Here is a 21,824-nt window from a genome sequence, read left to right as displayed (position 1 = left end):
CCGATTTACTACACTTTTTCTATAAATCGGAAAATGTTCCTGTAGATTGTAGCTGCTGATTTACATCAAAAATTAATTGTATTAATTTTATGTTAATTAATCCTGGGAGTATAATTTATGGCATAAAGTTTGGCTCTAAACTGTGCGACCAAAGATTGACACTTGGTCTGCAGTTACGCTATAAAATCACTTATCATAAAATAAACTTAGTATGGAATTGACTCAACGTCTTAACAAAAGCAATGAAGTAACATCGGGTGAAACTCGCGAATTGTTACAGCGTGAAGTTGAAATTCAAAAGAAAGGTATTTCTGTGAATTTTATCCTTGGTTTTTTTGTGTTTTTATATAAAACAGCAATCAAACCCTAAAACAGAAAGAGATTAGCCAAAAATAGCAACGGAGCGACTTTTGGCTAATCTCAACAACCAATTATAGCCATCATACCGTTTTAATCACGTAGAATTTTCAGTAGCGGGTCCAAATATTCCCTGTTGTTGCTCAGCCGTGGCACCTTATTCTGGCCACCTAGCTTATCCCTGGATTTCATCCATGTATAGAAAGTATTTTCAGGCGCATTATGGATGATCGGTGATCGCAGCGCCATGTCCTTAAATCGCTTTGCATCGTAATCAGAATTGATTTCCCGTAGTTTGGCATCCAGTATTTCACAAAACCGCTTAAAGTCATTGGGCTGTTGCTCAAATTCGATGACCCATTCATGGGCTCCCGCTTCAGCATCTTTAAAATATACGGGGCCCGCTGTATAATCTTTGACACGCGCGTTGGTCAGTTTGCTGGCTTCAGTCAGCGCCTGCTCAGCATTGTCTACGATCACCTCTTCGCCAAACGTGTTGATATATTGCTTGGTACGGCCTGAGATCTGAAAGCGGTAGGGCGACAAAGAGGTGAATTTGATGGTATCCCCGATTTTATAGCGCCACAATCCCGCGTTGGTCGATATGATCAGCGCGTAGTTTTTACCGATTTCCACCTCATCCAGGCGCAAGGTTTTTGGATTTTCCTCATGCATCCGTTCGGTCGGTAGAAATTCGTAATAAATCCCGTAGTCCAGCATCAATAACAAATCGTCCGAATCTGACTGGTCCTGCAGGCCAAAATAGCCTTCTGAGGCATTATAGTTTTCCAGATAATACATCTTTTCTGTAGGAATGAGGGACTTGAACTGCTCACGGTAAGGCTTGAAGCTAACCCCTCCATGACCATAAAATTCGAGGTTTGGCCATACCTCCAGTAGATTGTCCTTGCCCGTGATTTCCAGGATGCGCTTAGCCATTACAATATTCCATGTCGGTACGCCCGCCAGGCTGGTCACATTTTCCTTGATGGTGATCTGCGCTATCTGTTCGATCTTTTCTTCAAAATTAGGATTTAAAGTCACTTCTATGTTTGGGGTCCGTTTGAATTCTGCCCAGAATGGAAGATTGCGGATCAAGATCGACGACAAATCCCCATAATAAGAGTCTGGGCTGAAATTATTGATCTGGGACGAACCGCCAATGACTACGGACTTACCGGTAAAAACGCGGTTTTCAGGTCTATTGTGGCAATAGATGGTCAGCATGTCCTTTCCTCCCTGAAAATGGCATTCTTCGAGTGCTTCTTCGCTGACAGGAATGAACTTGCTACGGTCCGATGTTGTACCCGAAGATTTTGCAAACCATTTGATATCCGAAGGCCAGAGGATATTCTGTTCGCCTTTGATCATACGGTCCACATAGCCTTTGATGTCGTCGTAGTCTTGTATCGGAACCCGCTCTTTGAATATCTCGGGAGTCAATATGCTGGTGTAATCATATTTTTTTCCCCACTCGGTTGCCTCTGCTGTGGAAATTAAACTTTGAAACCATTCTTCTTGCACGTCGTGCGGGTATTTCATGAAAAGCTCAATCTGATGAATTCTCTTTTTCATGAACCAAGTAAAAATGGAGTTTAATAGGGCCATAGGAGATGATGTTGCTTTAGACGTTTAAAATTTTTTCCTTCGTAATTCAAAATGACGGCCGAGATAGAATTTCCGGGCGAGCTCATTGTCGGCAATTTCCTCGGGTGTGCCCGTCAGCATGATCTTGCCTTCGGTCAGCAAATACGCTCTGTCGGTGATGGACAAGGTCTCCTGTACGTTGTGGTCGGTGATCAGGATGCCAATATTGCGTGTTTTGAGCTTCGCAACGATGGTCTGAATTTCCTCAACCGCAATGGGGTCTACCCCTGCAAAGGGTTCATCCAGTAGAATAAAAGAAGGATTTGCGGCCAGTGCACGGGCGATTTCTGTCCGCCGGCGCTCACCACCGGACAGGAGGTCACCCCTGTTTTTACGCACCCGATGCAGACTAAACTCGGTCAATAGTTCTTCCAGCTTTGCCAAGCGCTCCTCCTTGTTGGGGTAATGTATCTCCAGGACAGCGAGAATATTGTTTTCCACAGACAGCTTCCGAAAGACGGATGCTTCCTGTGCCAGATAACCAATACCGCGTTGCGCGCGTTGATACATGGCATCTTGGGTAATTTCCTGATCGTCCAGAAATACCTTGCCCTCATTGGGTTTGATCAGTCCTACAATCATATAGAATGACGTGGTTTTGCCGGCACCATTGGGTCCCAGCAATCCGACAATCTCCCCTTGTTCTACATGGAAGGAAACATTGTTGACAACAGTACGTTGTTTATATTTTTTTATGAGATGCTCTGCCTTTAAAATCATCTTCGTGAATTGTCTGTTCTCTGATTCTGCACCCTTCAGTCAACCGGTTGATAGACGATGGCCAAGGTCTCTGATCACCAGCTTGTTGCTGACACATTTACTCATGGGCCATTCTGTGCAAATCTTTTGTAAATATATTTAATATCTCGTTATTATCAAGTGGTCAGCGGATCAAGTTATTCCACGATTTCCTTGGATAGATCCGATTCAACCTGCCAACTAATACCTGATCCCCTTTATGTTGAGTTGCAGGTTTCGTTTGTTGCGCCATACATTTTCCTCAATGCTGTAGCAGATGTCAAAGCTCTGTCCCGAATTGATATGGTCAATATGCTCGGCGAGACCAAAACCTATACACTCGAATGAAGGTGAATCTTCTTGTACCACGGCCATTTTCAAATGGTTATTTCCGACCAGAAATGCCTGCCCGACAGCGCTGACCTTTTTGCTTAGGAAAATAGGTGATTCATTTTGCGGGCCGAAGGGCTCAAATTGCTGGAGTATACGGAAAAATTTGCCATCGATATCTTTGAGCTGAAGCTTGGCATCGATCACAATTTCCTGCGTTAGCATTTCGGGGCTGATACGTCTGGCGACAACCTCTTCGAAACGGTCCTGAAATAAGGTGACATTTTCCAGTGACATGGTCAGCCCTGCAGCGTATTTATGTCCGCCAAACTGCTCGAGCAAGTCAGCACATTCGCTGAGAGCTTCATAGAGGTCAAATCCAATCACCGAACGGCAGGAACCTGCGATATGACCATTCGTTTCGGTCAGGATTATCGTTGGACGATAATATTTCTCTGTGAGTCTGGAGGCGACAATTCCGATGACCCCCTTGTGCCAGTCCGACTTGTATAATACGGTCGACTTTCGGCTTTTCAGAACGACATTTTCCTCAATCAACGCGAGAGCTTCCTCCGTTATCTTGAGGTCAAAGTCCTTGCGCACATTATTTTGATCATCAATACTCGAACTGAAATCTTTAGCTTCCTGTAGTGATTTACATATAAGCAGTTTGACTGCATCTTTCGCATGATCGATACGGCCGGCTGCATTGATCCGTGGGCCGATCTGAAAAACGATGTCATTGACGGTAAATGTTTTTGTCCGGTTGTTGGAAAGGTCGATCAGGGCCTTGAGTCCTACACAGGGGTTGGTATTGAGCTTGATAAGCCCAAAGTGGCTCAGAATTCTATTTTCTCCAGTGATGGGAACAATATCCGAAGCGATACTAACGGCAACCAGATCCAAAAACTGATAGCAGGCTTTGATATCCATGCCATTGGTTAGGATAAAGGCCTGAATGATCTTAAATCCGATACCGCAACCCGAAAGCTCCTTATAAGGATAGTCGCAGTCGGCACGTTTCGGATCCAGTACAGCATAGGCGTTGGGAAGCTTTTCTCCCGGAAGGTGGTGGTCGCCAATGATAAAGTCTATGCCCTTGCTGTTGGCGTAATCAATTTTGTCGATGGCCTTAATCCCGCAGTCCAGTGCAATGATCAAGGTAAATCCGTTGGCGGCAGCGTAGTCTATCCCCTGTGTCGATATGCCGTAGCCTTCGGCATAACGGTCAGGAATGTAAAATTCAAGCTGGCTGTGGAATTCCCGGAAGAAGCTGTAGACAACGGCAACGGCTGTCGTGCCGTCAACATCGTAGTCCCCATAAATCAGTATTTTTTCTTTGTTACCGATGGCCCGGATGATTCTGGATATGGCTTTTTCCATATCCTTCATCAAAAAAGGATCGTGCAAGTCGCTCAGTTGTGGCCTAAAAAACTGTTTTGCCTGATCAAAAGTTCCAATGCCCCGGCTGACGAGCAACTCCGCTAACACAGGGTTGATATTTAATTCCTCGCGCAGTTTGTTGGTTATTTTGACATCAGTTTTAGATTTTAGTACCCACCTTTTTTGCATATCTTTGCAGCATATTTTAAGTGTAAATATACGTTTTAAGGCTGGACTTACCTAATTCCTAAACCCGGTATTGACGGCCTCTTTGCTTAACGTGCATATTCCCAATGTTTTAAATATGGTGCAGGCTTATTCTTTGTATGAGGGTTCTTTTTCCGTTGACAAGAGCAAAAAATTTGTCCCCTTTGATCCTGATTTCGATGATCCCGGGGACCGGCCGGGATCCATGTTTATCGATTTACACCCTTTTTTGCTGAAAACAGATGCGGGTCTCATAATCTGTGATACGGGATTAGGGTATGCCAACGACAATGGTGTACTGAGATTGCATGAAAATATTCGGAAACTGGGTCATGAGCCAGGGGATATTAATTATGTGCTCATGTCACACTTGCATAAAGACCATGCCGGTGGTATGGTCACTATAGAGAGCGGGACGCCGCGAATTGCTTTTCCCGAGGCCGAATATATCGTGCAGCGCGGCGAGTGGGAGGATGCCTATTCAGGTATCTCCAGCTCGTATCGGACCGAAATATTTGATGTGGTACAACGGAGCGGTAACCTGGTATTGGTGGAAGGTGCCGGAAAGGTAAATGATGTAATTTCATATGCGCACAGCGGCGGCCATACGGCCAACCATCAGGTATTCCACATCCACAGTGGTAGCGAGCAGTATTTTTTTGGTGGCGACGTATTACCTGAGCCCGAGGAGATTTTTCATAACTATGTGGCGAAATATGATTTCGATGGCCGGCGGTCCAAAGAACTGAGGCAGACCTATTGGGCGGCAGGAGCTCCGGAAAACTGGATCTTTCTGTTTTACCATTCCAAAAGCATTGCGATCGGTCGCAGTCAGGCACGCGAAGACGGTAGTTATAGGCTGGTGGAAGCGAAGTAGGTCGAATAAACCTCCACGGATGATGTCGACATCTTCCGCGAAGGTTTATTATAAATTTAATAACCCGGATTTTGCGGGAAAGCAGCCCCCGTGTTGCTGTCAATGACCTCTTGTGGGATCGGCCAGAGAATAAATTCTTTCTTGACCACATCTTTCGATTGTGGATTAAGCGTCTGTACGCGGCGTAAGAACACATCCTCGCCAAACCGGGCGAGTGTCATACGACGCATTTCTTCGCCCATCAGCTCCCGGGCACGTTCGTCGAGAATTAGATCGGTGTTAATAGCAGATGCGTCAACCAGTGAGGCCTTTGCACGGGCGCGTACCGCATTGATAGCATCCTTCGCCTGAGCCGGCTTATTGGCTCTCATATATGCTTCTGCCAATAATAGATAGGTTTCAGCCAAACGTACTTTAACGCGGTCTTTCATATTCCCTTCGAATGCAGGATCTACTGCCGTCTTTCCATAGAAAAATTTGGTTATCGTAGGGAATACATTTCCGGATTCAATAATAGCTTTGGTCAGTTCAACCTTCTTACCATAAAGTTCTGGTACAGATGGATCATTGTAATACCAATCGCGCTTGATATTGAAAGAGGAATTTCTAATGTCTTGCTGTTCATAACTATTTAACCACCATGCATATGGCCGTATGTGCCCAAGTCCTCTTCCGCCAAGTGAGTCAGCTAGGGCGAAACCTTTTTGTTGGGAATAGAACGGAACCCACGCACGTTTGCTCCAATCCGTGTAGCGGTCGCCACCACCCTGTGTATTATATTCCAATTGAATGGCCCATATTGTTTCTTGATTGCCAGATGAACGGTTTTGGTTATTTTCGATAAACATGTCATGGAAGTAATCTCCAGGTTTATCTTTTTCAGTGCCAAAACGTTGGTCATTTAGCTTAAAATAGCCGCTTTGGATCACTTTATTTGCCGCTTCGGCTGCGAGATCTGGCTGGCCTGCTTCTATATAAGCCTCGGCAAGATAATGCAGGGCTGCCCATTTCGTCAATTTTCCTTCTTGTACAGTTCCAGGATTATCCGGCAGATTGTCCCCGGCATATTTAAGATCTTCAATCATGTGAGCTAATATTTCGGCTTTTGGCGTACGGGTAAAGTCGCGACGAGGAGTCTGGGACACCTTGTCCACCCAGGGCACGTCACCATATAGATTGATCAGATAACGATAGCTATAAGCGCGAAAAAAACGCGCCGTCGCCTCTACACGTTTCGGGTCATTCTCCTTGTCTGTCCAGCTAATACCCTCTTTGTTTAACGCTTCTAGGATGGTATTGGCGTTACCGATGAAACCATAGGCATATTTCCAATAGTTACGGACGTACGAAGAAGCAGGGTTTAGTGTGTAATTGCTGAACGGTGCCAATGTTGCGTCGGTTCCGGTGGTTTTGATGGCAACGATGTCTGTCCCTGCCTGTAGCGCTTCTTGAGGAGTCGCGCCGTGCGAGAAGATGCTACCGTTCCATGTCCAGAATTCCATTCGTGCATAAGCATAAAGACCGTTCAGGCCGGTTTCAAACCCTTTTGTATTGATATACGTGTTGTCCGGCGACTGGAAGCTACTGGTATCTTCATTTAAAAAATCCTTGCTGCAGCCAGTGAAGAGCAAGCTTAAACCAGCTAAAAATGCATATAAAGTTGTGTTTATTTTCTTCATGATATTAATGTTTAAAATTGAACATTTAGGCCCAATGAAAATGTTCTTGCCACAGGATAGGGGTAAGCAATATTTGTTGTCGTCGGGTTTCCGGTCGTTGAACTCACACTCTGAGCCTCTACATTATATCCTTTGATTTTTGAAAATGTGTAAAGGTTGCGTGCATTGATAAATGCTCTGACCGAAGACAGGTTCAGCTTTTGGAGAAAATCGCCGTCAAATGTGTATCCTATACTAAGGTCACGTATACGCCAATATGCTGAATTGATGTAATACGTGTGATTATTGACTGGAGTGTAGCCCGGCGAAGGAACGTCCGTATTGGGATTTTCGGGGGTCCAATAGGGCATATCCGCAAGATAATTTGCTCCGTTATTAGGTAAGAAACGTTCGATATTTTTAAAATCGTCCACTTTGGTGCCGCCAAAAGCGCCATTCATAAAAATGGAGAATGAGAAGTTTTTGTAGGTAAAATCATTGCCTATCCCCAATGTATATGGAGAGATCTTGTTACCCATGACTGTGCGGTCGTTAGCATCAATTTTACCGTCATTGTTTAAATCGGCAAGCTTTGCATCCCCAGGTTTAGCTTTGGGTTGGTAGGAATTGGCAATATCTTCGCCCTCTTGCCACACGCCGATAACCTTATAATCGTAGAAAATACGGATGGGTTTCCCGATAAGCCAAGCGTTTGTCAGGTCATCTTTACCGTCCGCACGCAATTTGGTGATCTTGTTATTGTTGTATGCAAAGTTGACCGTGGTATTCCATTGAAAATTGTCGTTTTTCGCAGCTACTGCATTAAGGGTGAGCTCTATTCCTTTATTGGATGTTTCGCCGATATTGGTTAGGATAGTATTATAGCCATTCATCACAGGGACCTGTTCACTTAGCAATAGATCTGTGGTTTTGGATGTATAATAATCAATTGTTCCCGAAAGCCTATTGTTAAGAATGCCAAAATCCAAACCAAAGTTTAGTGAAGATGTAGTTTCCCAGGTCAGATTGCTTCCACGGCCATTAAAATTCATAACCAGCCCTTTCACTGGGTCTAGTCCATAAATGTAATCCACATTTGTCAAACGGTCATAAGTCTGATAAGGAGATACCGCTTGGTTACCATTTTTGCCATAAGAAACGCGTAATTTCAGTAAGTCTACGTAATCTTGCATATTACCTTCTTTGGATATGACCCAAGCCCCTGCAACCGAAGGGAAAAAGGCATACCGATTATCTATCGAAAATGCACTATAACCATCCGAGCGTCCTGTCAGCGTCAATAAATAGCGGTCTCTAAACGAGTAATTAATTCTTCCCATGTAAGAGATCATCGCTGTATTTTCCAATTTGGATTCCAATTTTAGGTTTTTGGACGCCGATGCCATATTATTATATCCGGCGTCCGAAACAAAATCTTCACCGCTCATCTTGGACGTTTTAAAATTAGTTTTTTGGGAGGAGTATAATCCCACGACGTTAATCTTATGATCACCAAATGTTCGGTCGTAGGTCAGGAGGTTTTCCCAGGTCCAGTCCCACAAACGTTGATTTGAAATTTCGCCTCTACCATTTACTCCACGCCCGGTCACCGTGTTTGAACCGTAATAGGAATTTTCATTGACATCTCTATAATTTGTGCCAAAAGTCGACTTGAAACTTAACCCTTCAATAGGCAGTTTAATGTCAAGCCAGGTGTTGGCATAGACCGTACGTCGTGTCTGATCCCACTGACCATTTTCATCAGCGAACGGATGTGCCCACAGCGTTTGAGCAAACATTGGGTAAGTGACGGCTGTACCATTCTCGTCGCGGTTTTTGCTATAAGGTGACAGCTTGACAACACTTTCTAGATTTGGTTGGACACCGTTGCGATTACTTTGTGAGGCTTGCATGGTCATCCCTAGTTTGAGCCATGAGTTGAGGCTCTGGTTGAGGTTTAAGTTCATGTTATAGCGCTCGTAAGGGCTGTTTTTAACTACACCGTCCTGATTGAGGTAGCTCACAGAGGCATAATAATCGGATTTTTCAGTTCCGCCCGAAAAGCTTAACTGATGCTCATGGATAGGAGCTGCTTTATTGAAGACCTCATTCTGCCAATTGACCTCTTCACCTTTTTTGTATTGTTCGAGAACATTCGCAAAAAGGTAGTTTTCGGGGTTGAGCTCGTTGCCAGTTTTGCCTTTTGAGGCTTGGTAATCACGCATAAACTGAATATATTGTGAGCCATTCATCAGGTTTAAGCGGCGTTCGACGCTCTGTACACCAAAATATCCATTGTAATTAATGCGTGCTTTTCCAGCTGAACCTTTCTTGGAGGTGATCAAAATAACACCATTTGCAGCGCGTGATCCATAGATAGCTGTGGACGAAGCATCTTTCAATACCGAAATGCTAGCAATGGTATTGGAGGATATGTCTCCCAAGGAACCGCTGAAAGGAATACCGTCCAGAATAATTAACGGGTTATTGGATGCAGAAATGGAATTTTCACCACGAATGTTGATTGATGCTGTTTCTCCAGGCTTTGCGGAGCCGGAATTAATGGCAAGTCCCGAAATCTTGCCTTGCAACTTGTCTACAATGTTCGGCGAATTGACTCGTTCCAACGATTTCGCTTCTATAGTAGCAACACTTCCTGTCAGGTCGCTTTTTTTCTGTTTACCGTAACCGACAACCACAACCTCGTCTAGCACATCTTCTGATTTGGACAATGTTACCTGAGAAGCTTGCGAAGCGGGGATTTCTTTGGTGATATATCCAATCGAGTTGAAGGTTAATAGAGCGTTATGAGAGCTGACATGCAGCGAAAATCTGCCATTCTGATCCGTAGTAGTCGCTGCTGTTTTGCCTTTCTCCGACACGGTGACCCCACTGATCGGTGTGCCGGTCTCATCGACAACTCTACCTGAAATGGATTGTTGCTGAGCAAGCCAAACAGAAGGAGCGTAGGACCGTGCCATTGTATGAAAAGGTATTGCTACTGAGAGAAGTGATAAGGGTGTCAGTAAAATGAGATGACTCTTTTTGACCATAGTGTGTAATTTAGATTAACTAGTTTTTAACGTGGCAATAATAAAAAAATAAAGTTCCGCTGTTCGGTTGCTTGTTTAAACAAACGTTTGCATGAACTACGAAAACGTTATAGATGATGATTTTTGTAATAGATATTCGGAAGGCTTAGGGCGCTGACGTCATAAGTGTCTCTTGTTGCTAAAAATCAGTTTTTTATACAACTAAATAGACCTCATTACTCGAGGTAAGCTCACGTGAATGCTGCGGTTTACAACAACATGGCATAGTGAGATTTCTAGACTATTGATTAAATCCAGGCTTCCTACGGCATTTCTAACGGATTTTCCGTATCTTGGGGTAATCTGCTTTTTTTTACATTCTGCTGCCGTGAGAGGAGGATTCGTTTAAGACTAAATTTTTGGTAAATTTGTAATTTACTAGGAACGGCAATTGGCTGTTGATAATTGGTATTTATTTAAATAGAAGATTATGTCTATTGTAAGAGAATCCGATCTGATTGGAATTGGAAAGAAATTTCAAATTGAAACTGATGCCGGTGACAATATGGTTGTTGTGATCCACGATGATGGGCGGCGGGAGTTGTATCGCTATGATGACGAAGAGCACGAGTCGCGTTGTGTGATGACGCTCAACGATGATGAATCACGTCAGATAGCAGGTATTATAGGCGGCTTGTCCTATAAGCCGAAAGCATTGGAGACCATTGAAGTGGCTTTGGACGATTTGCGTATCGAGTGGTATAAAGTCGAAGGCAAATGTGAGGGGGCGGGAAAGACGATCGGCGAACTGGAAGTTCGGCAACGTACCGGAGCTTCCATTATTGCTGCCATACGGGATGATGAGACCGTGATCAATCCGGGGCCATCTTATCTGATCAGTGCTGGCACTACACTGGTCATCGCAGGAAAGAAAAACAACATCAAACTTTTAAAGGAAATTTTACTGTAATCTATGCTATCACACACCTTAATTCTGGAAATTGGAATCGCTGTAGGACTCGTTGCTATCGTTGGATTGATTGCCAACAAGCTCCGGTTTTCCGTTATTCCTTTTTTCATAATTATAGGGATGGTGTTGGGGCAGCATGCTCCGCAGATTGGTATGGTGGATCTCACCTTTACCGAAAGCAAGCCGTTTATTGATTTTATGGGGCGGCTGGGAGTCTTGTTTTTGCTGTTCTATCTGGGATTGGAATTTTCGGTAAACCGTCTGATCAAATCCGGAAAAGCGATTGTGACGGGAGGGACTATCTACGTTTTGCTCAACTTTACCTCGGGGCTATTGATCGGATGGCTGATGGATATGCCATTTAAGGAGATGATGGTCCTATGTGGTATCATGACAAGTTCGTCAACCGCAATAGTAGCTAAGGTACTGACAGACCTCAAGCGCACAGCAAATCCGGAAACCGAAGTGATCATGGGCATGATCATGTTTGATGATCTCTTTATAGCCATGCATATTTCTTTCCTGTCGGGGCTGATCCTGACAGGGAGTAGTTCCTTTTGGACGGTTGCTGGCACGTCTTTGCTCGCGCTGGGCTTTATACTGACATTTCTGATTTTGGGTAGGAAGCTAGTCCCTGCAATCGATCGCCTTTTAAAGGAAAAAACGTCGGAACTATTTATATTAATCATTTTCGCGCTACTTTTTATCGTAGCTGGTTTTTCGGAGACCATCCATGTGGCTGAAGCTATTGGTGCACTGATGGCCGGACTCGTTTTGGCTGATTCGCAGTATATTAAAAAGATCGAGGCAATGGTCTTGCCGTATAAAGATTTCTTTGGCGCAATGTTTTTCTTTAGTTTCGGGCTTTCAATTGATATCATGTCCCTTGGCGGTGCGGTACTTTGGGCCTCTATTGCGGCTTTGGTGACCGTGATGGGTAATCTAGCCTCCGGCTATTTTGCATCAAAGTTCTCAGGTATGAAACCGAAGACATCCTTTGATATCGGGTTTACATTGTCAGCTCGGGGTGAATTCTCGATTATTATGGCCAATATCGGCAAAGCAGGAGCATTGCTGCCCGTCATTCAATCCTTCGTTGTCGTCTATGTCTTAATTCTCTCGATCGTGTCGCCCTTATTGACCAAGGAGTCGCGTAACCTATGGAAATCGCTGTTCGGTAGCGATGCAAATACAGCCAAACCTTTGAAAAAACTAAGTGATCTGGAAAACAAAGTATAGGCCAGCGCAGTCTGCCTATGTGACATAGAAAGGCTATAAGCATGGAACTCTCAAAGAAAAAGCAGCCGGAGAAAGCTGCTCTTATAAAAAGCCCAGCTCAAGCTTTGCTTCTTCGGACATCATATCTTTTGTCCATGGTGGATCGAATGTCAGTTCAACCAAGGCTTCTTTGACACCTTCCACACCCGCAACCTTCTCCTGTACCTCATTCATGATTTCGCCTGCGACAGGACAGCCGGGAGCTGTCAGCGTCATCACCACTTTCGCAATTCCATCTTCTTTGGTAATGATCTCATATACAAGACCGAGGTCCACGATATTAGCAGGCTTTAATTCAGGGTCGTAGATGGTTTCCAAAACCTCCTGAATTTTGGGCGCCAGGCCCAGCTTATCTAATATAATCATGCTCATCTGTTTAGTTTTTTGTCGTCAATGGCGTTCTGGTAGATCGCCAGCAATTTGTTTTTGTTGATCTCTGGTGTAAAATTACGAAAATAATAGGCTCGGGCGGTCTTTCTAATCTCATCTTTTTCCACTGCTGGCTTGGCATTCCATTGCGCAAGGCATTCGACTATAGAAGTTTTATCATGTGGATCAAAGGTCTGGCCCGTGCTGTTTGGAATGACCATCTCAGGCAGTGGCCCCAAATTGGAACACAGCACGGCGGTGCCGGCTGAATAAGCCTCCAATAGCGTAATGGGCATCCCTTCATAGCAGATGGAAGGCACGATCAAAGCTTGTGCAGCGGCAACAAGAGACAAGATTTCTGTGCGCGACCTGAACCCCAGCATACTGATGCGCGGATGATTACCGAGGGCTTCGCGAATTTGTTCGGCCAGGGGACCATCGCCCACAATTTTTAATGTGAAATCAGTGTCTTTGACTGCTTCGACCAGATTCCATATGCCTTTTTCGTCGGATAGCCGGCCCACATAGATGAAATAGTCTCCTTGAGGTACCTCGGGCAAAGGGGAGGGGAAAACAAAATTCGGCTTTACCGCAAACTTTTCTGCAGATACATACAAGCTGGAATCAATAAAGATCTCTCTGGCAAATTCTGTCAGGTTGATATAACGGCTGACTTTGTGCCAGGTACCGATCCGGCGATGAAACCAATAGTTAAAGGCCAGCAGAAAAGTTTTGAGAGCCGAATCATTAAAAGCCTTCTCACGGATTGCGGTCCAGGGAAATTGTGCTTTTATAGAATCCAGGAAGAGGTGCTGATGGTGGTATAAAGTGGCCGAGGGACAGAGTAGCCTAAAATTATGTAAGGTCATCACCTGTGGTATCCCCAGTTTGGCAATGGTCCGGATAAGTATCGGTCCGGAAGCATAATGCGTATTGTGAAGATGGACAACGTCTGGTTGAAACTCGCGTATCGCTTTTTTTAATTTCTTTGCTGCGAAAATATTCCAGATAGAACCTAGAGTTTGCAATGCGCCCCGCCAGCTTTTTTTATTCTGAAAAGTGAGGGTACGAACATGATGTTCCTTAGACAGGAGGGCGGTTTCTTCCTTAAAAACGGTATCTTCGCCGCCGGGAGACTGATAGAATGTATGGATGATCAGTATACGCATGTGAATGACTTCATACAAACCTAAATAAATTCACTTGTATATGCAATATCATTGCTTGCGCATAAAATGTAATGGTCTAGTTCTCCATTGTCAGTAGCCGATTATGTTTGCCATTTCTATCCGATTATTGCTATATTCGCAGGATTCGATCGTAAAGATATATGCAACATTTACAACAACTCGTAATAGAGGCGATAGAGAATAGTGAATTTCCTGAAGCACCAACCAATTTATATGATCCTATACGATATATATTGACTTTGGGCGGAAAGCGGGTGCGGCCAGTGCTCACCTTAATGGCAGCAGAGTTATTTGGTATGCAACAGATGGAGGAGATTATTCCTGCGGCAAAAGCCGTCGAATTTTTTCACAATTTTTCCTTGATTCACGACGATCTAATGGACAAGGCTCCTTTGCGACGCGGGAAAACTACCGTTCATGAGAAGTGGGACGCCAATATCGCTATCTTGTCCGGTGATGGTCTGTTGGTGAAGGCGTATGAAGAAATTTCTAAATGCAATCCGGTATACCTGCCAGCGACACTCAAGATTTTAAGCAAGGTGGCTATGGAGGTATGCGAAGGACAGCAGCTAGATATGGATTATGAAATGCGCGAATCCCTGAGTATGGACGAATACCTGGAGATGATCCGTCTGAAAACGTCAGTGTTATTGGGCGGAGCCCTGCAATTGGGGGCCATTCTTTCCGGAGCGGATGCCCAACAGCAGCAATTGATCTATGATTTTGGCGAAAATGTCGGACTGGCTTTTCAGCTGCAGGACGATATCCTAGATGCTTATGGTGATCCGGACACTTTTGGGAAAATTGTCGGTGGCGATATTATGATCAATAAGAAGACTTATTTGTTGGTGAAATTGATGGAAGTTATCACCCCGGAAGATAGACCACGTATGGAGCAACTGCTGAATGCCACAGTCGATACTTTGCCGAGCAAGGTCACAGAAATGCTCGCGCTGTATGATAAGTATGCTGTCCGGAAATCAGCGGACCAACTCAAAGATAGTTATACCCAGCTGGCCTTTGAAAAAATGGAAGCGCTGGATGTACCAAAGACACGGAAGGAAGCGTTATTAGTGTTAGCAAATAGCCTTTTGGTACGGCAACAATAGAGAAATTGTATTAAAATTCGTATTTTGCTAATAAATGGTTATTTTGTAGGAAATTAATTAAATAATTTTAGATTACGTTCAATGGAGCCTTTAAAGATAACGATATTTCAAGCCTATTTATTCTGGGAAAATATAGAGAAGAATCTGAATAATCTGGCGTTGCGACTTTCTTCGCTACGTGAGAAGACAGATTTGATCCTATTGCCTGAAATGTTTAATACCGGCTTCACGAACAACGTTTCAAAGTGTGCCGAGCCTACCAACGGGCCGACAACAAAATGGCTGTTTGAAATGGCAAGCTCGCTTAATTGTGTAGTTGCAGGTTCGTTGATTATTGAGGAGGGAGGCAAATATTATAACCGTTTTGTCTGGATGTTTCCGGACGGCAAATATGTGAAGTACGACAAGCGTCATCTTTTTAGTCTGTCCAAGGAAAATGAGTACTTCGAACCCGGAAACGAGCGCATACTGGTGGATATCAAAGGCTGGAAGATATGTCCGATGATTTGCTATGACCTGCGTTTTCCGGTATGGTCCAAGAATCAGAACGCTGCTTATGATATCTTGGTGTACACGGCCAGCTGGCCTGATAAACGTTCGGCACATTGGCGGGCACTTATTCCGGCGCGTGCGATCGAAAACCAGTCTTATGTGATCGGTGTAAACCGCGTAGGTCATGACGGCAACGATATTTATTATTCTGGAGGGTCGATGTGTATTTCTCCATTGGGAGACGTGGTGTATTACAAGCCCGAGGATGAGGACCTATATACGTTTACCTTGAATCCAAACGACCTGTTGGAAGCCCGGGAGAAATTTCCGTTTTTGAAAGATTCCGACGTCTTCACTATCGGATAGTCCCACGTAAAATTAGATATAAAGACAAGCATTTTTTTGTTTGTATCTTTTTTATACCTAAATTCAGTCTGATATAGATCATTAATTATGGTTTATTAACATCTATTTTTGGCATGTTGATAAAAATTTATTTGATACAGTGCTAGAAAAACGTAATTTAGGCTAAGGATTGGCTAAAATAAGTTTACTTTTTTAATACGATTTTCGGCCTACTATTTTTTACAGCTTAAGTTGCGTAAACAACCATAACCATTATTATTATGTTAGACCAAGATTTAGAATCGCAAGAGTACTTTTATAATTTCCTTACAGGGAAATATTCCATAGCCGTTATGCGCCGTTTACAGCGTAATCTCAAAGAAGCAGGATTGACTATTACCTCCGAGCAGTGGAGTATCATGTACAATCTCTGGATGGAAGAGGGGCTTACGCAGCAGGAACTTGCCATCAGGACATTCAGAGACAAGCCGAGTGTGACCCGCTTGATCAACAACCTTGAAAGAATGAATCTGGTGATCCGTGTTAACGATAAAAATGATAGACGTTCCAATCTGATTTATCTGACCAAGACTGGCCGCAGGATGAAGGAGGAGGGCATGCGGCAGGCCAAAAATACCATTGAGCAGGCGTTGGGAGGTCTCACCGAAGATCAGATTGCTTTATCGCATACCACACTCCATCGTGTGCTCTTTAACCTGAAATAAGAGAACATGCGACAGCATCCCTTTCGGCCAAGCAGCGGATCGTGCTTAAATAATACACCGGCGTAAGATGAAAACATCACGATAAAACACATCCCCCAAATGTCAAAGCACTTGGGGGATGTGTTTATGAGATATAATGGAACTGTTTAGTCCTCGAAGAGCTTGCTCTCAAAGTCCGTGTGGCTGTTGACCAATTTGCCTTCGGTACCAAAGTAGATCTCCTGAAAACTCAATGTCCGGGTTGCATCTACTTTTCGGAAAAATTTATCTGCAGATACGTCGGCCAGGGTCTTGAACCCACAGGCTTCCATAATCTCCACGGTGGCGCGTAAGGTATTGCGGTGGAATTGGGCCACACGTACATATTTATCGTTGACATCAAGGCCTTTATACAAGTGTGGTTGTTGTGTTGCCACACCGACAGGACAGACGTCCTCATTACATTTTAGCGCCTGGATACAGCCTAGGGCAAACATCATCCCACGGGCACTATAACAAGCATCGGCTCCCAGTGCAATGACTTTTAAGATATCAAAGCCGGTCACAATGCGGCTGGACACGATCAGCTTAATATGTTTTTTCAGACCGAAAGCGATTAGTGTTTTGGTTACGAAAGCTAGGGCATCATAAAGCGGCATTCCCAGGTTATCTGTAAATTCCAATGGTGCGGCACCGGTTCCCCCTTCAGATCCGTCCACCGAGATAAAGTCGGGAAAGATCTGAGTATTCTGCATCGCATGGCAGATATCGATGAATTCATTTTTATCGCCGATACAGATTTTGAATCCGATGGGTTTCCCACCCGATAGTTCACGCATCTGCTGCAGGAAATGCATCATTTCCGTTGGCGTGGAGAACGCACTGTGTGCGGGAGGCGACATGACGTCCGTTCCCGGGATGACGTGCCGGATGGCAGCGACCTCAGGCGTGTTTTTGGCTGCGGGCAAAATACCCCCATGCCCGGGTTTTGCTCCCTGTGAGAGCTTAAGTTCAATCATCTTGACATTCTCGCGGTTGGATTTCTCACGGAAGAGCTCGGGGTCGAATTTGCCCTCCGCATTCCGGCAGCCAAAATATCCTGTACCCACCTGCCAGATTAGGTCACCACCGTTGTTGTGGTAATCACTGATCCCACCTTCGCCGGTATTATGCGCAAAGTTTTGCAAGGCAGCACCTTTATTTAATGCCGTGATAGCCGTCTTGCTCAATGCTCCGTAACTCATGGCTGAGATATTGAATACACTTAAGCTGTAAGGCTTTTTACAGGCCTCGTTGCCTACTACCGTACGCAGGTCATGATTTTCGATATGGCATGGAAAAACCGAGTGTGCGGCCCATTCGTTTCCTACAGCCTGTGGGTCACTCTGCATACCGAAGGCTACCGTCTCACGCTGGTTTTTTGCGCGTTGATACACGATAGAACGCTGTCTTCTGTTAAAGGGGCGCCCGTCCATATCGGATTCCCAGAAATATTGTCTCAGCTCGGGACGGATCGACTCAAAAATAAAACGAAAGTATCCAACCAGCGGATAGTTGCGCAGGATGGCGTGTCTGGTCTGGAAACTATGGTATAATGCGATCAATAATAGGGGGAAGGGTATAATCAACAGCCAAAACCAGCTTGGCGTGAATATAAATCCAAATGATACAATGATTAAGTTAATCACAACCATTATTGAAATAATGAGTTTTCTAACTTCCATAGAAAATACGATTGTTTAGTTTTAATTCGCTATTGTTACTGTTCAGCCCAATTGCTTATTTTATTGCTCAATTAGCATTCCAAAAATGCGCTTTCGGACAGAGCAAATGTACTAAAGTTCCTAGAGTAAATGGCTATAATTGCCCCCCTGAGGTAAGTTTTGACAAGTTTATAACTGTTTATGACAAACTATTTTCTTTTAGTAATCTGTTGCGTCAAAAGTTGATAGATTTGCTGTAAATCTGGTTTATTACTAATAAATTTCAAATGTTTTTGTATGGTGTCTTCATCCCCACGACGGGCGGGGCCTGTCTGAACTGTAAATGGAATGTGATTTTGAACCTTTTCTGCCGTTTCCAGGATGATCGGCCGCACCAAGTCAAACGGTAAACTGTTTTCAGCCAGCAGCTCGTATGCCATTTGGTAAAGCATATTTGTGAAGTTGTTGACCATAACAGCGGATAGATGAATCGCCATTCGCTGCGGCGAATTGCAGAGCAGGCTCTGTGCTGAAAGTTCGCGTGCTAGCCGGAGCAGCAACTGCGCGTTTGTCGTTGTATTCCCTTCTACACAAAGCGGTATTTCTGCAAAATCAACAGATTTGTTTTTCGACAATGACTGGGGCGGGTAAATCACACCATAGTTTGTAAAGCGGTTCAATGCCGCTATGTCGGTAGCCCCCGAGCAATGGACAACGAGTCCCTTAATGCCTGATGCCAGCTGGCTGACGAGTGTGGGGATAGCTCTATCACTCACGGCGATGAAGTATAGATCAGCATCCGGGTGTAGCTGCGACAGATCATCCGTCGCAGCAGATTGAAGCGCAAAGGCCAATGCATCCGCATTGGCCTTTGTTTTACTATAAATCTGAACAATCTGATGTCCTCTCTTTTGGAACTGTTGTGCAAAATGCGTTGCGGCATTCCCGCTTCCTAAGATCACAATGTTCATTATTTAGCTAATTTTCGTTTTTGCTCTTTGTTTCTCCTGACAATAGACATGATAAAACCAATGGTCATGACAATCGTTCCGCACCAGAAGAAGTTGATATAAGGGAACTTGATGGCCTTAAAGACAACCCATTTCTTTTCAGGCAGTGGCTTTTGATAGACCATGATCTCCAGTTTATCCTGGTCCGGCTTGATCCCTGTAAAGCGAAATTTAAGTCCCTGTTCAGTAACGTCCTTGTTGAAGTCGTAGACACCACCATCTTTGATCAGGTAGATCGGCTGTACCTCATATTGTTTGTTGTCGGCTGCAAAGACCTTGATTTTCAGTCCGACCATAATATCGTTGGGGCCTTTTGGGATTTTTTCCAGATGTGCATCGCGGTTGAGCCCCTCGATGACGTAATATCCGTTTCGGTAACGTAGCGTATCACCGATATTGACCTGATAGGTTGCAGGCTCCTCATAGTCTTCAAAGCCGGTTTTGTCCTCGGCTGCTACCTGCGCATGCTGCGCCTGACTTTCTGCGGCCGCAGCCGTGATCAGGGTATAGATATCATGCGTGATGTAATGCTTGGTCGCCGGAGTACCGATAAGACCGCCCATTTTCGCGTTGTTCTGAGCAAATGGCTGCAGGACAAATTCTTCTTTGACTTTGCCTGTTTCCTCATCTACCCGCTCGTATTTAATCTTATAATAGGTGTTTGGTGCAACAATGCTGTCGCCGATATACGTGATTTTATATTCACCCATCTGCACGGGCTGACCTTCGGTCAGGAATAGGTTGTCACCGGGTTTTTCCACCTTGTCAAATCCAGATACCGCAATATATCCTGTGTTGTTGACGGAAATGACCTCATTGGTCGCTGCCGCTACCATGGCGCCGATCAATAGTAGTCCAAATCCAATGTGGGCCACCGAGGAGCCGGCCAGTTTCCATTTTCCTTTAAAAGCATCCCCAAGAACGCGGATATTTGCCAATATACAGAAGGTGCTCGAAAAGGTGATCAGCATGTAGATTAGGTTGCTGTATGTTTTGGTAATGTAGGTAATTGCCGCAGTCAGCAATAGTGCTATCACCAATGATGCTACTGTCGAAGCCAGAAATTTACGGCTGTCGGTGCGTTTGTATTTTAAAAACTGGGTAAATCCGGTCATGATCATCACGATGACTGCAAAGCCAGACTGCCACTTGTTGTAATGCTGAATAGGTTCCAGCGGTGGCGCCACTTTCGTGCCGAATATCTTGTTGAATACCGGGATGGAGGTGGAGGCGATAATCTGCGCACAGGCCACCGTAAGTACCAAGGCACCAATAAACAGCCAAAACTCTCTAGAGTAGATGTCCTCATCTTTTTCGGTGATCGGCATTTCCTTCTTTTTTACCGCAAGGAAGACTACCATAATAATCAGGAACACGACATTAAATAGGATAAGCTGTCCGCTCATGCCCAGGTCGGTAAAAGAGTGGACAGAAGTCTCTCCGAGGATACCACTGCGTGTGAGGTAAGAAGCATAAATGACCAGGACGAAGCTGATCATCGCCAAGAAGGTGGCCGTGAAATAGGAGTGGCCCGAGTTTTTGTAGGCGATCATGACGTGCACTGCAGCGATCAGTGTAAACCAGGGGATGATGGAAGCATTCTCTACCGGATCCCATGCCCAAAAGCCGCCAAAGTTGAGCGCTTCGTACGCCCAGAAGGAACCCATGATGATGCCTGCACCGAGGATCATCACTGCGAATAGAGCCCATGGTAGTGCCGCATTGATCCATTCTTTATAACGTCTTGTCCATAAGGCTCCCGTTGCATAAGCAAATGGCACAATCATGGACGCAAAGCCCAGAAATAAGGTCGGTGGGTGAATGACCATCCAATAGTTTTGTAGCAGCGGGTTTAAGCCGTTGCCGTCAGTGATTAATGATAGGTAATTGGCCTGCTTGAAGATAGGAATGTCCATCGCCTCGCGCAGTAATATAAAGGGCGAACTGCCGATGCGTAGACCGAAGAGTTCTACGCCCACCAGCATCGAGGCTAGGAATGCCTGGCACAGCATGACAAATGTCATGACAGAGGATTCCCAGCTTTTGGCCTTAAACAGCAATATAGCACCTAGCACGGTCTGCCAGAACATCCATAACCAAAAACTACCTTCCTGCCCCTCCCAGAAACTGGAAATGATGTAGTAGGTGGGTAACGTTTTGGAGGAGTGTGCCCAAGCGTAATTATATTCAAACAGATGGTTGTAGATGATATAGAATAATGTAGCACCAATAGCTACAACAGAGACCGCATTGATCCAAAAACCAATACGGGCGAGCTTTTTCCATGAACTCTCTTCAGGGTGTCTAGTCGCGAAAAAATAACTGATACAGGATAAAATTGCTGCACCGAAAGAAAGTACAATAAAAAACTGTCCGATCTGACCCGGCAGCAGGTGTTCACCAACGTAGTTAACGTCCATTGAAA

At 44.7% G+C, this 21,824-nt stretch carries 17 protein-coding genes; 7 read left to right on the top strand and 10 right to left on the bottom strand.

What is annotated here, in order from left to right:
- Positions 1 to 211 precede the first annotated feature (211 nt).
- Positions 212 to 370, top strand: a complete 159-nt coding sequence (locus tag K7A41_RS13045; RefSeq protein WP_160169546.1) for a hypothetical protein — start codon at positions 212 to 214, stop codon at positions 368 to 370.
- An 80-nt stretch (positions 371 to 450) separates the two neighbouring features.
- Here K7A41_RS13045 and K7A41_RS13040 read toward each other — a convergent pair whose 3' ends face one another.
- The 3 genes from K7A41_RS13040 to recJ form a co-directional block, all read right to left on the bottom strand.
- Positions 451 to 1,965: a GH3 auxin-responsive promoter family protein gene (locus K7A41_RS13040; protein WP_028072073.1), complete on the bottom strand. Its 1,515-nt coding sequence runs from the start codon at positions 1,963 to 1,965 to the stop codon at positions 451 to 453.
- Positions 1,966 to 1,989: 24 nt separating this feature from the next.
- The gene (gene lptB / locus K7A41_RS13035) at positions 1,990 to 2,724 is read right to left on the bottom strand and encodes an LPS export ABC transporter ATP-binding protein (protein ID WP_028072074.1); all 735 of its coding nucleotides are present in this window, start codon (positions 2,722 to 2,724) and stop codon (positions 1,990 to 1,992) included.
- A 219-nt stretch (positions 2,725 to 2,943) separates the two neighbouring features.
- Entirely contained in the window at positions 2,944 to 4,644 is a 1,701-nt protein-coding gene (gene recJ / locus K7A41_RS13030; protein WP_265714026.1) for a single-stranded-DNA-specific exonuclease RecJ, read from the bottom strand.
- Positions 4,645 to 4,759: 115 nt separating this feature from the next.
- On the opposite strand from recJ, the gene K7A41_RS13025 reads away from it, so the two are divergent.
- A complete protein-coding gene (locus tag K7A41_RS13025) occupies positions 4,760 to 5,539 on the top strand; it encodes an MBL fold metallo-hydrolase (RefSeq protein WP_265714025.1) in 780 nt (259 codons plus the stop codon).
- Between the two features lie 56 nt (positions 5,540 to 5,595).
- Here K7A41_RS13025 and K7A41_RS13020 read toward each other — a convergent pair whose 3' ends face one another.
- A complete protein-coding gene (locus tag K7A41_RS13020; RefSeq protein WP_265714024.1) occupies positions 5,596 to 7,218 on the bottom strand; it encodes a RagB/SusD family nutrient uptake outer membrane protein in 1,623 nt (540 codons plus the stop codon).
- A gap of 11 nt (positions 7,219 to 7,229) precedes the next feature.
- On the bottom strand, positions 7,230 to 10,250 hold the full coding sequence (locus tag K7A41_RS13015; protein ID WP_265714023.1) for a SusC/RagA family TonB-linked outer membrane protein: 3,021 nt from the start codon (positions 10,248 to 10,250) through the stop codon (positions 7,230 to 7,232).
- A gap of 469 nt (positions 10,251 to 10,719) precedes the next feature.
- Here K7A41_RS13015 and K7A41_RS13010 point away from each other — a divergent pair, with 469 nt between their 5' ends.
- Both K7A41_RS13010 and K7A41_RS13005 read left to right on the top strand, forming a co-directional pair.
- Entirely contained in the window at positions 10,720 to 11,199 is a 480-nt protein-coding gene (locus K7A41_RS13010; protein WP_265714022.1) for a cation:proton antiporter regulatory subunit, read from the top strand.
- 3 nt (positions 11,200 to 11,202) lie between these two features.
- Positions 11,203 to 12,438, top strand: a complete 1,236-nt coding sequence (locus tag K7A41_RS13005; RefSeq protein WP_265714021.1) for a cation:proton antiporter — start codon at positions 11,203 to 11,205, stop codon at positions 12,436 to 12,438.
- Positions 12,439 to 12,519: 81 nt separating this feature from the next.
- Here K7A41_RS13005 and K7A41_RS13000 read toward each other — a convergent pair whose 3' ends face one another.
- On the bottom strand, positions 12,520 to 12,849 hold the full coding sequence (locus K7A41_RS13000) for a metal-sulfur cluster assembly factor (protein WP_265714020.1): 330 nt from the start codon (positions 12,847 to 12,849) through the stop codon (positions 12,520 to 12,522).
- Positions 12,846 to 14,015, bottom strand: a complete 1,170-nt coding sequence (locus tag K7A41_RS12995; protein WP_265714019.1) for a glycosyltransferase family 4 protein — start codon at positions 14,013 to 14,015, stop codon at positions 12,846 to 12,848. Before K7A41_RS12995 ends, K7A41_RS13000 begins: the two co-directional genes overlap by 4 nt.
- 161 nt (positions 14,016 to 14,176) lie before the next feature.
- Here K7A41_RS12995 and K7A41_RS12990 point away from each other — a divergent pair, with 161 nt between their 5' ends.
- The 3 genes from K7A41_RS12990 (at position 14,177) to K7A41_RS12980 (ending at position 16,707) form a co-directional block, all read left to right on the top strand.
- Positions 14,177 to 15,145 (top strand): polyprenyl synthetase family protein, encoded by a 969-nt coding sequence (locus K7A41_RS12990; RefSeq protein ID WP_265714018.1) that lies wholly within the window; start codon positions 14,177 to 14,179, stop codon positions 15,143 to 15,145.
- Positions 15,146 to 15,226: 81 nt separating this feature from the next.
- A complete protein-coding gene (locus K7A41_RS12985) occupies positions 15,227 to 16,003 on the top strand; it encodes a nitrilase family protein (RefSeq protein WP_265714017.1) in 777 nt (258 codons plus the stop codon).
- A gap of 260 nt (positions 16,004 to 16,263) precedes the next feature.
- The gene (locus tag K7A41_RS12980) at positions 16,264 to 16,707 is read left to right on the top strand and encodes a MarR family winged helix-turn-helix transcriptional regulator (RefSeq protein WP_265714016.1); all 444 of its coding nucleotides are present in this window, start codon (positions 16,264 to 16,266) and stop codon (positions 16,705 to 16,707) included.
- A 146-nt stretch (positions 16,708 to 16,853) separates the two neighbouring features.
- On the opposite strand, the gene K7A41_RS12975 is transcribed toward K7A41_RS12980, so the two are convergent.
- From K7A41_RS12975 to K7A41_RS12965, 3 genes are all read right to left on the bottom strand, one after another.
- Entirely contained in the window at positions 16,854 to 18,410 is a 1,557-nt protein-coding gene (locus K7A41_RS12975; protein WP_028072084.1) for an FMN-binding glutamate synthase family protein, read from the bottom strand.
- 188 nt (positions 18,411 to 18,598) lie between these two features.
- A complete protein-coding gene (locus K7A41_RS12970) occupies positions 18,599 to 19,360 on the bottom strand; it encodes a Rossmann-like and DUF2520 domain-containing protein (RefSeq protein ID WP_265714015.1) in 762 nt (253 codons plus the stop codon).
- Positions 19,360 to 21,819, bottom strand: a complete 2,460-nt coding sequence (locus K7A41_RS12965) for a heme lyase CcmF/NrfE family subunit (RefSeq protein WP_265714014.1) — start codon at positions 21,817 to 21,819, stop codon at positions 19,360 to 19,362. Before K7A41_RS12965 ends, K7A41_RS12970 begins: the two co-directional genes overlap by 1 nt.
- Between the last annotated feature and the right edge of the window lie 5 nt (positions 21,820 to 21,824).

This window comes from Sphingobacterium sp. InxBP1 (assembly GCF_026191775.1).
Lineage (GTDB): Bacteria > Bacteroidota > Bacteroidia > Sphingobacteriales > Sphingobacteriaceae > Sphingobacterium > Sphingobacterium thalpophilum.
This window is presented reverse-complemented; position numbering and strand designations above follow the sequence as displayed.

Coding starts and splice junctions, on each gene's coding strand:
- K7A41_RS13005 (WP_265714021.1), top strand. CDS start 11,203: ATGCTATCACACACCTTAATTCTGGAAATTGGAATCGCTGTAGGACTC.
- K7A41_RS12995 (WP_265714019.1), bottom strand. CDS start 14,015: ATGCGTATACTGATCATCCATACATTCTATCAGTCTCCCGGCGGCGAA.
- K7A41_RS12985 (WP_265714017.1), top strand. CDS start 15,227: ATGGAGCCTTTAAAGATAACGATATTTCAAGCCTATTTATTCTGGGAA.
- K7A41_RS13045 (WP_160169546.1), top strand. CDS start 212: ATGGAATTGACTCAACGTCTTAACAAAAGCAATGAAGTAACATCGGGT.
- K7A41_RS12975 (WP_028072084.1), bottom strand. CDS start 18,410: ATGGAAGTTAGAAAACTCATTATTTCAATAATGGTTGTGATTAACTTA.
- K7A41_RS13020 (WP_265714024.1), bottom strand. CDS start 7,218: ATGAAGAAAATAAACACAACTTTATATGCATTTTTAGCTGGTTTAAGC.
- K7A41_RS12990 (WP_265714018.1), top strand. CDS start 14,177: ATGCAACATTTACAACAACTCGTAATAGAGGCGATAGAGAATAGTGAA.
- lptB (WP_028072074.1), bottom strand. CDS start 2,724: ATGATTTTAAAGGCAGAGCATCTCATAAAAAAATATAAACAACGTACT.
- K7A41_RS13040 (WP_028072073.1), bottom strand. CDS start 1,965: ATGGCCCTATTAAACTCCATTTTTACTTGGTTCATGAAAAAGAGAATT.
- K7A41_RS13025 (WP_265714025.1), top strand. CDS start 4,760: ATGGTGCAGGCTTATTCTTTGTATGAGGGTTCTTTTTCCGTTGACAAG.
- K7A41_RS13010 (WP_265714022.1), top strand. CDS start 10,720: ATGTCTATTGTAAGAGAATCCGATCTGATTGGAATTGGAAAGAAATTT.
- K7A41_RS13000 (WP_265714020.1), bottom strand. CDS start 12,849: ATGAGCATGATTATATTAGATAAGCTGGGCCTGGCGCCCAAAATTCAG.
- K7A41_RS12980 (WP_265714016.1), top strand. CDS start 16,264: ATGTTAGACCAAGATTTAGAATCGCAAGAGTACTTTTATAATTTCCTT.
- K7A41_RS12965 (WP_265714014.1), bottom strand. CDS start 21,819: ATGGACGTTAACTACGTTGGTGAACACCTGCTGCCGGGTCAGATCGGA.
- K7A41_RS12970 (WP_265714015.1), bottom strand. CDS start 19,360: ATGAACATTGTGATCTTAGGAAGCGGGAATGCCGCAACGCATTTTGCA.
- K7A41_RS13015 (WP_265714023.1), bottom strand. CDS start 10,250: ATGGTCAAAAAGAGTCATCTCATTTTACTGACACCCTTATCACTTCTC.
- recJ (WP_265714026.1), bottom strand. CDS start 4,644: ATGCAAAAAAGGTGGGTACTAAAATCTAAAACTGATGTCAAAATAACC.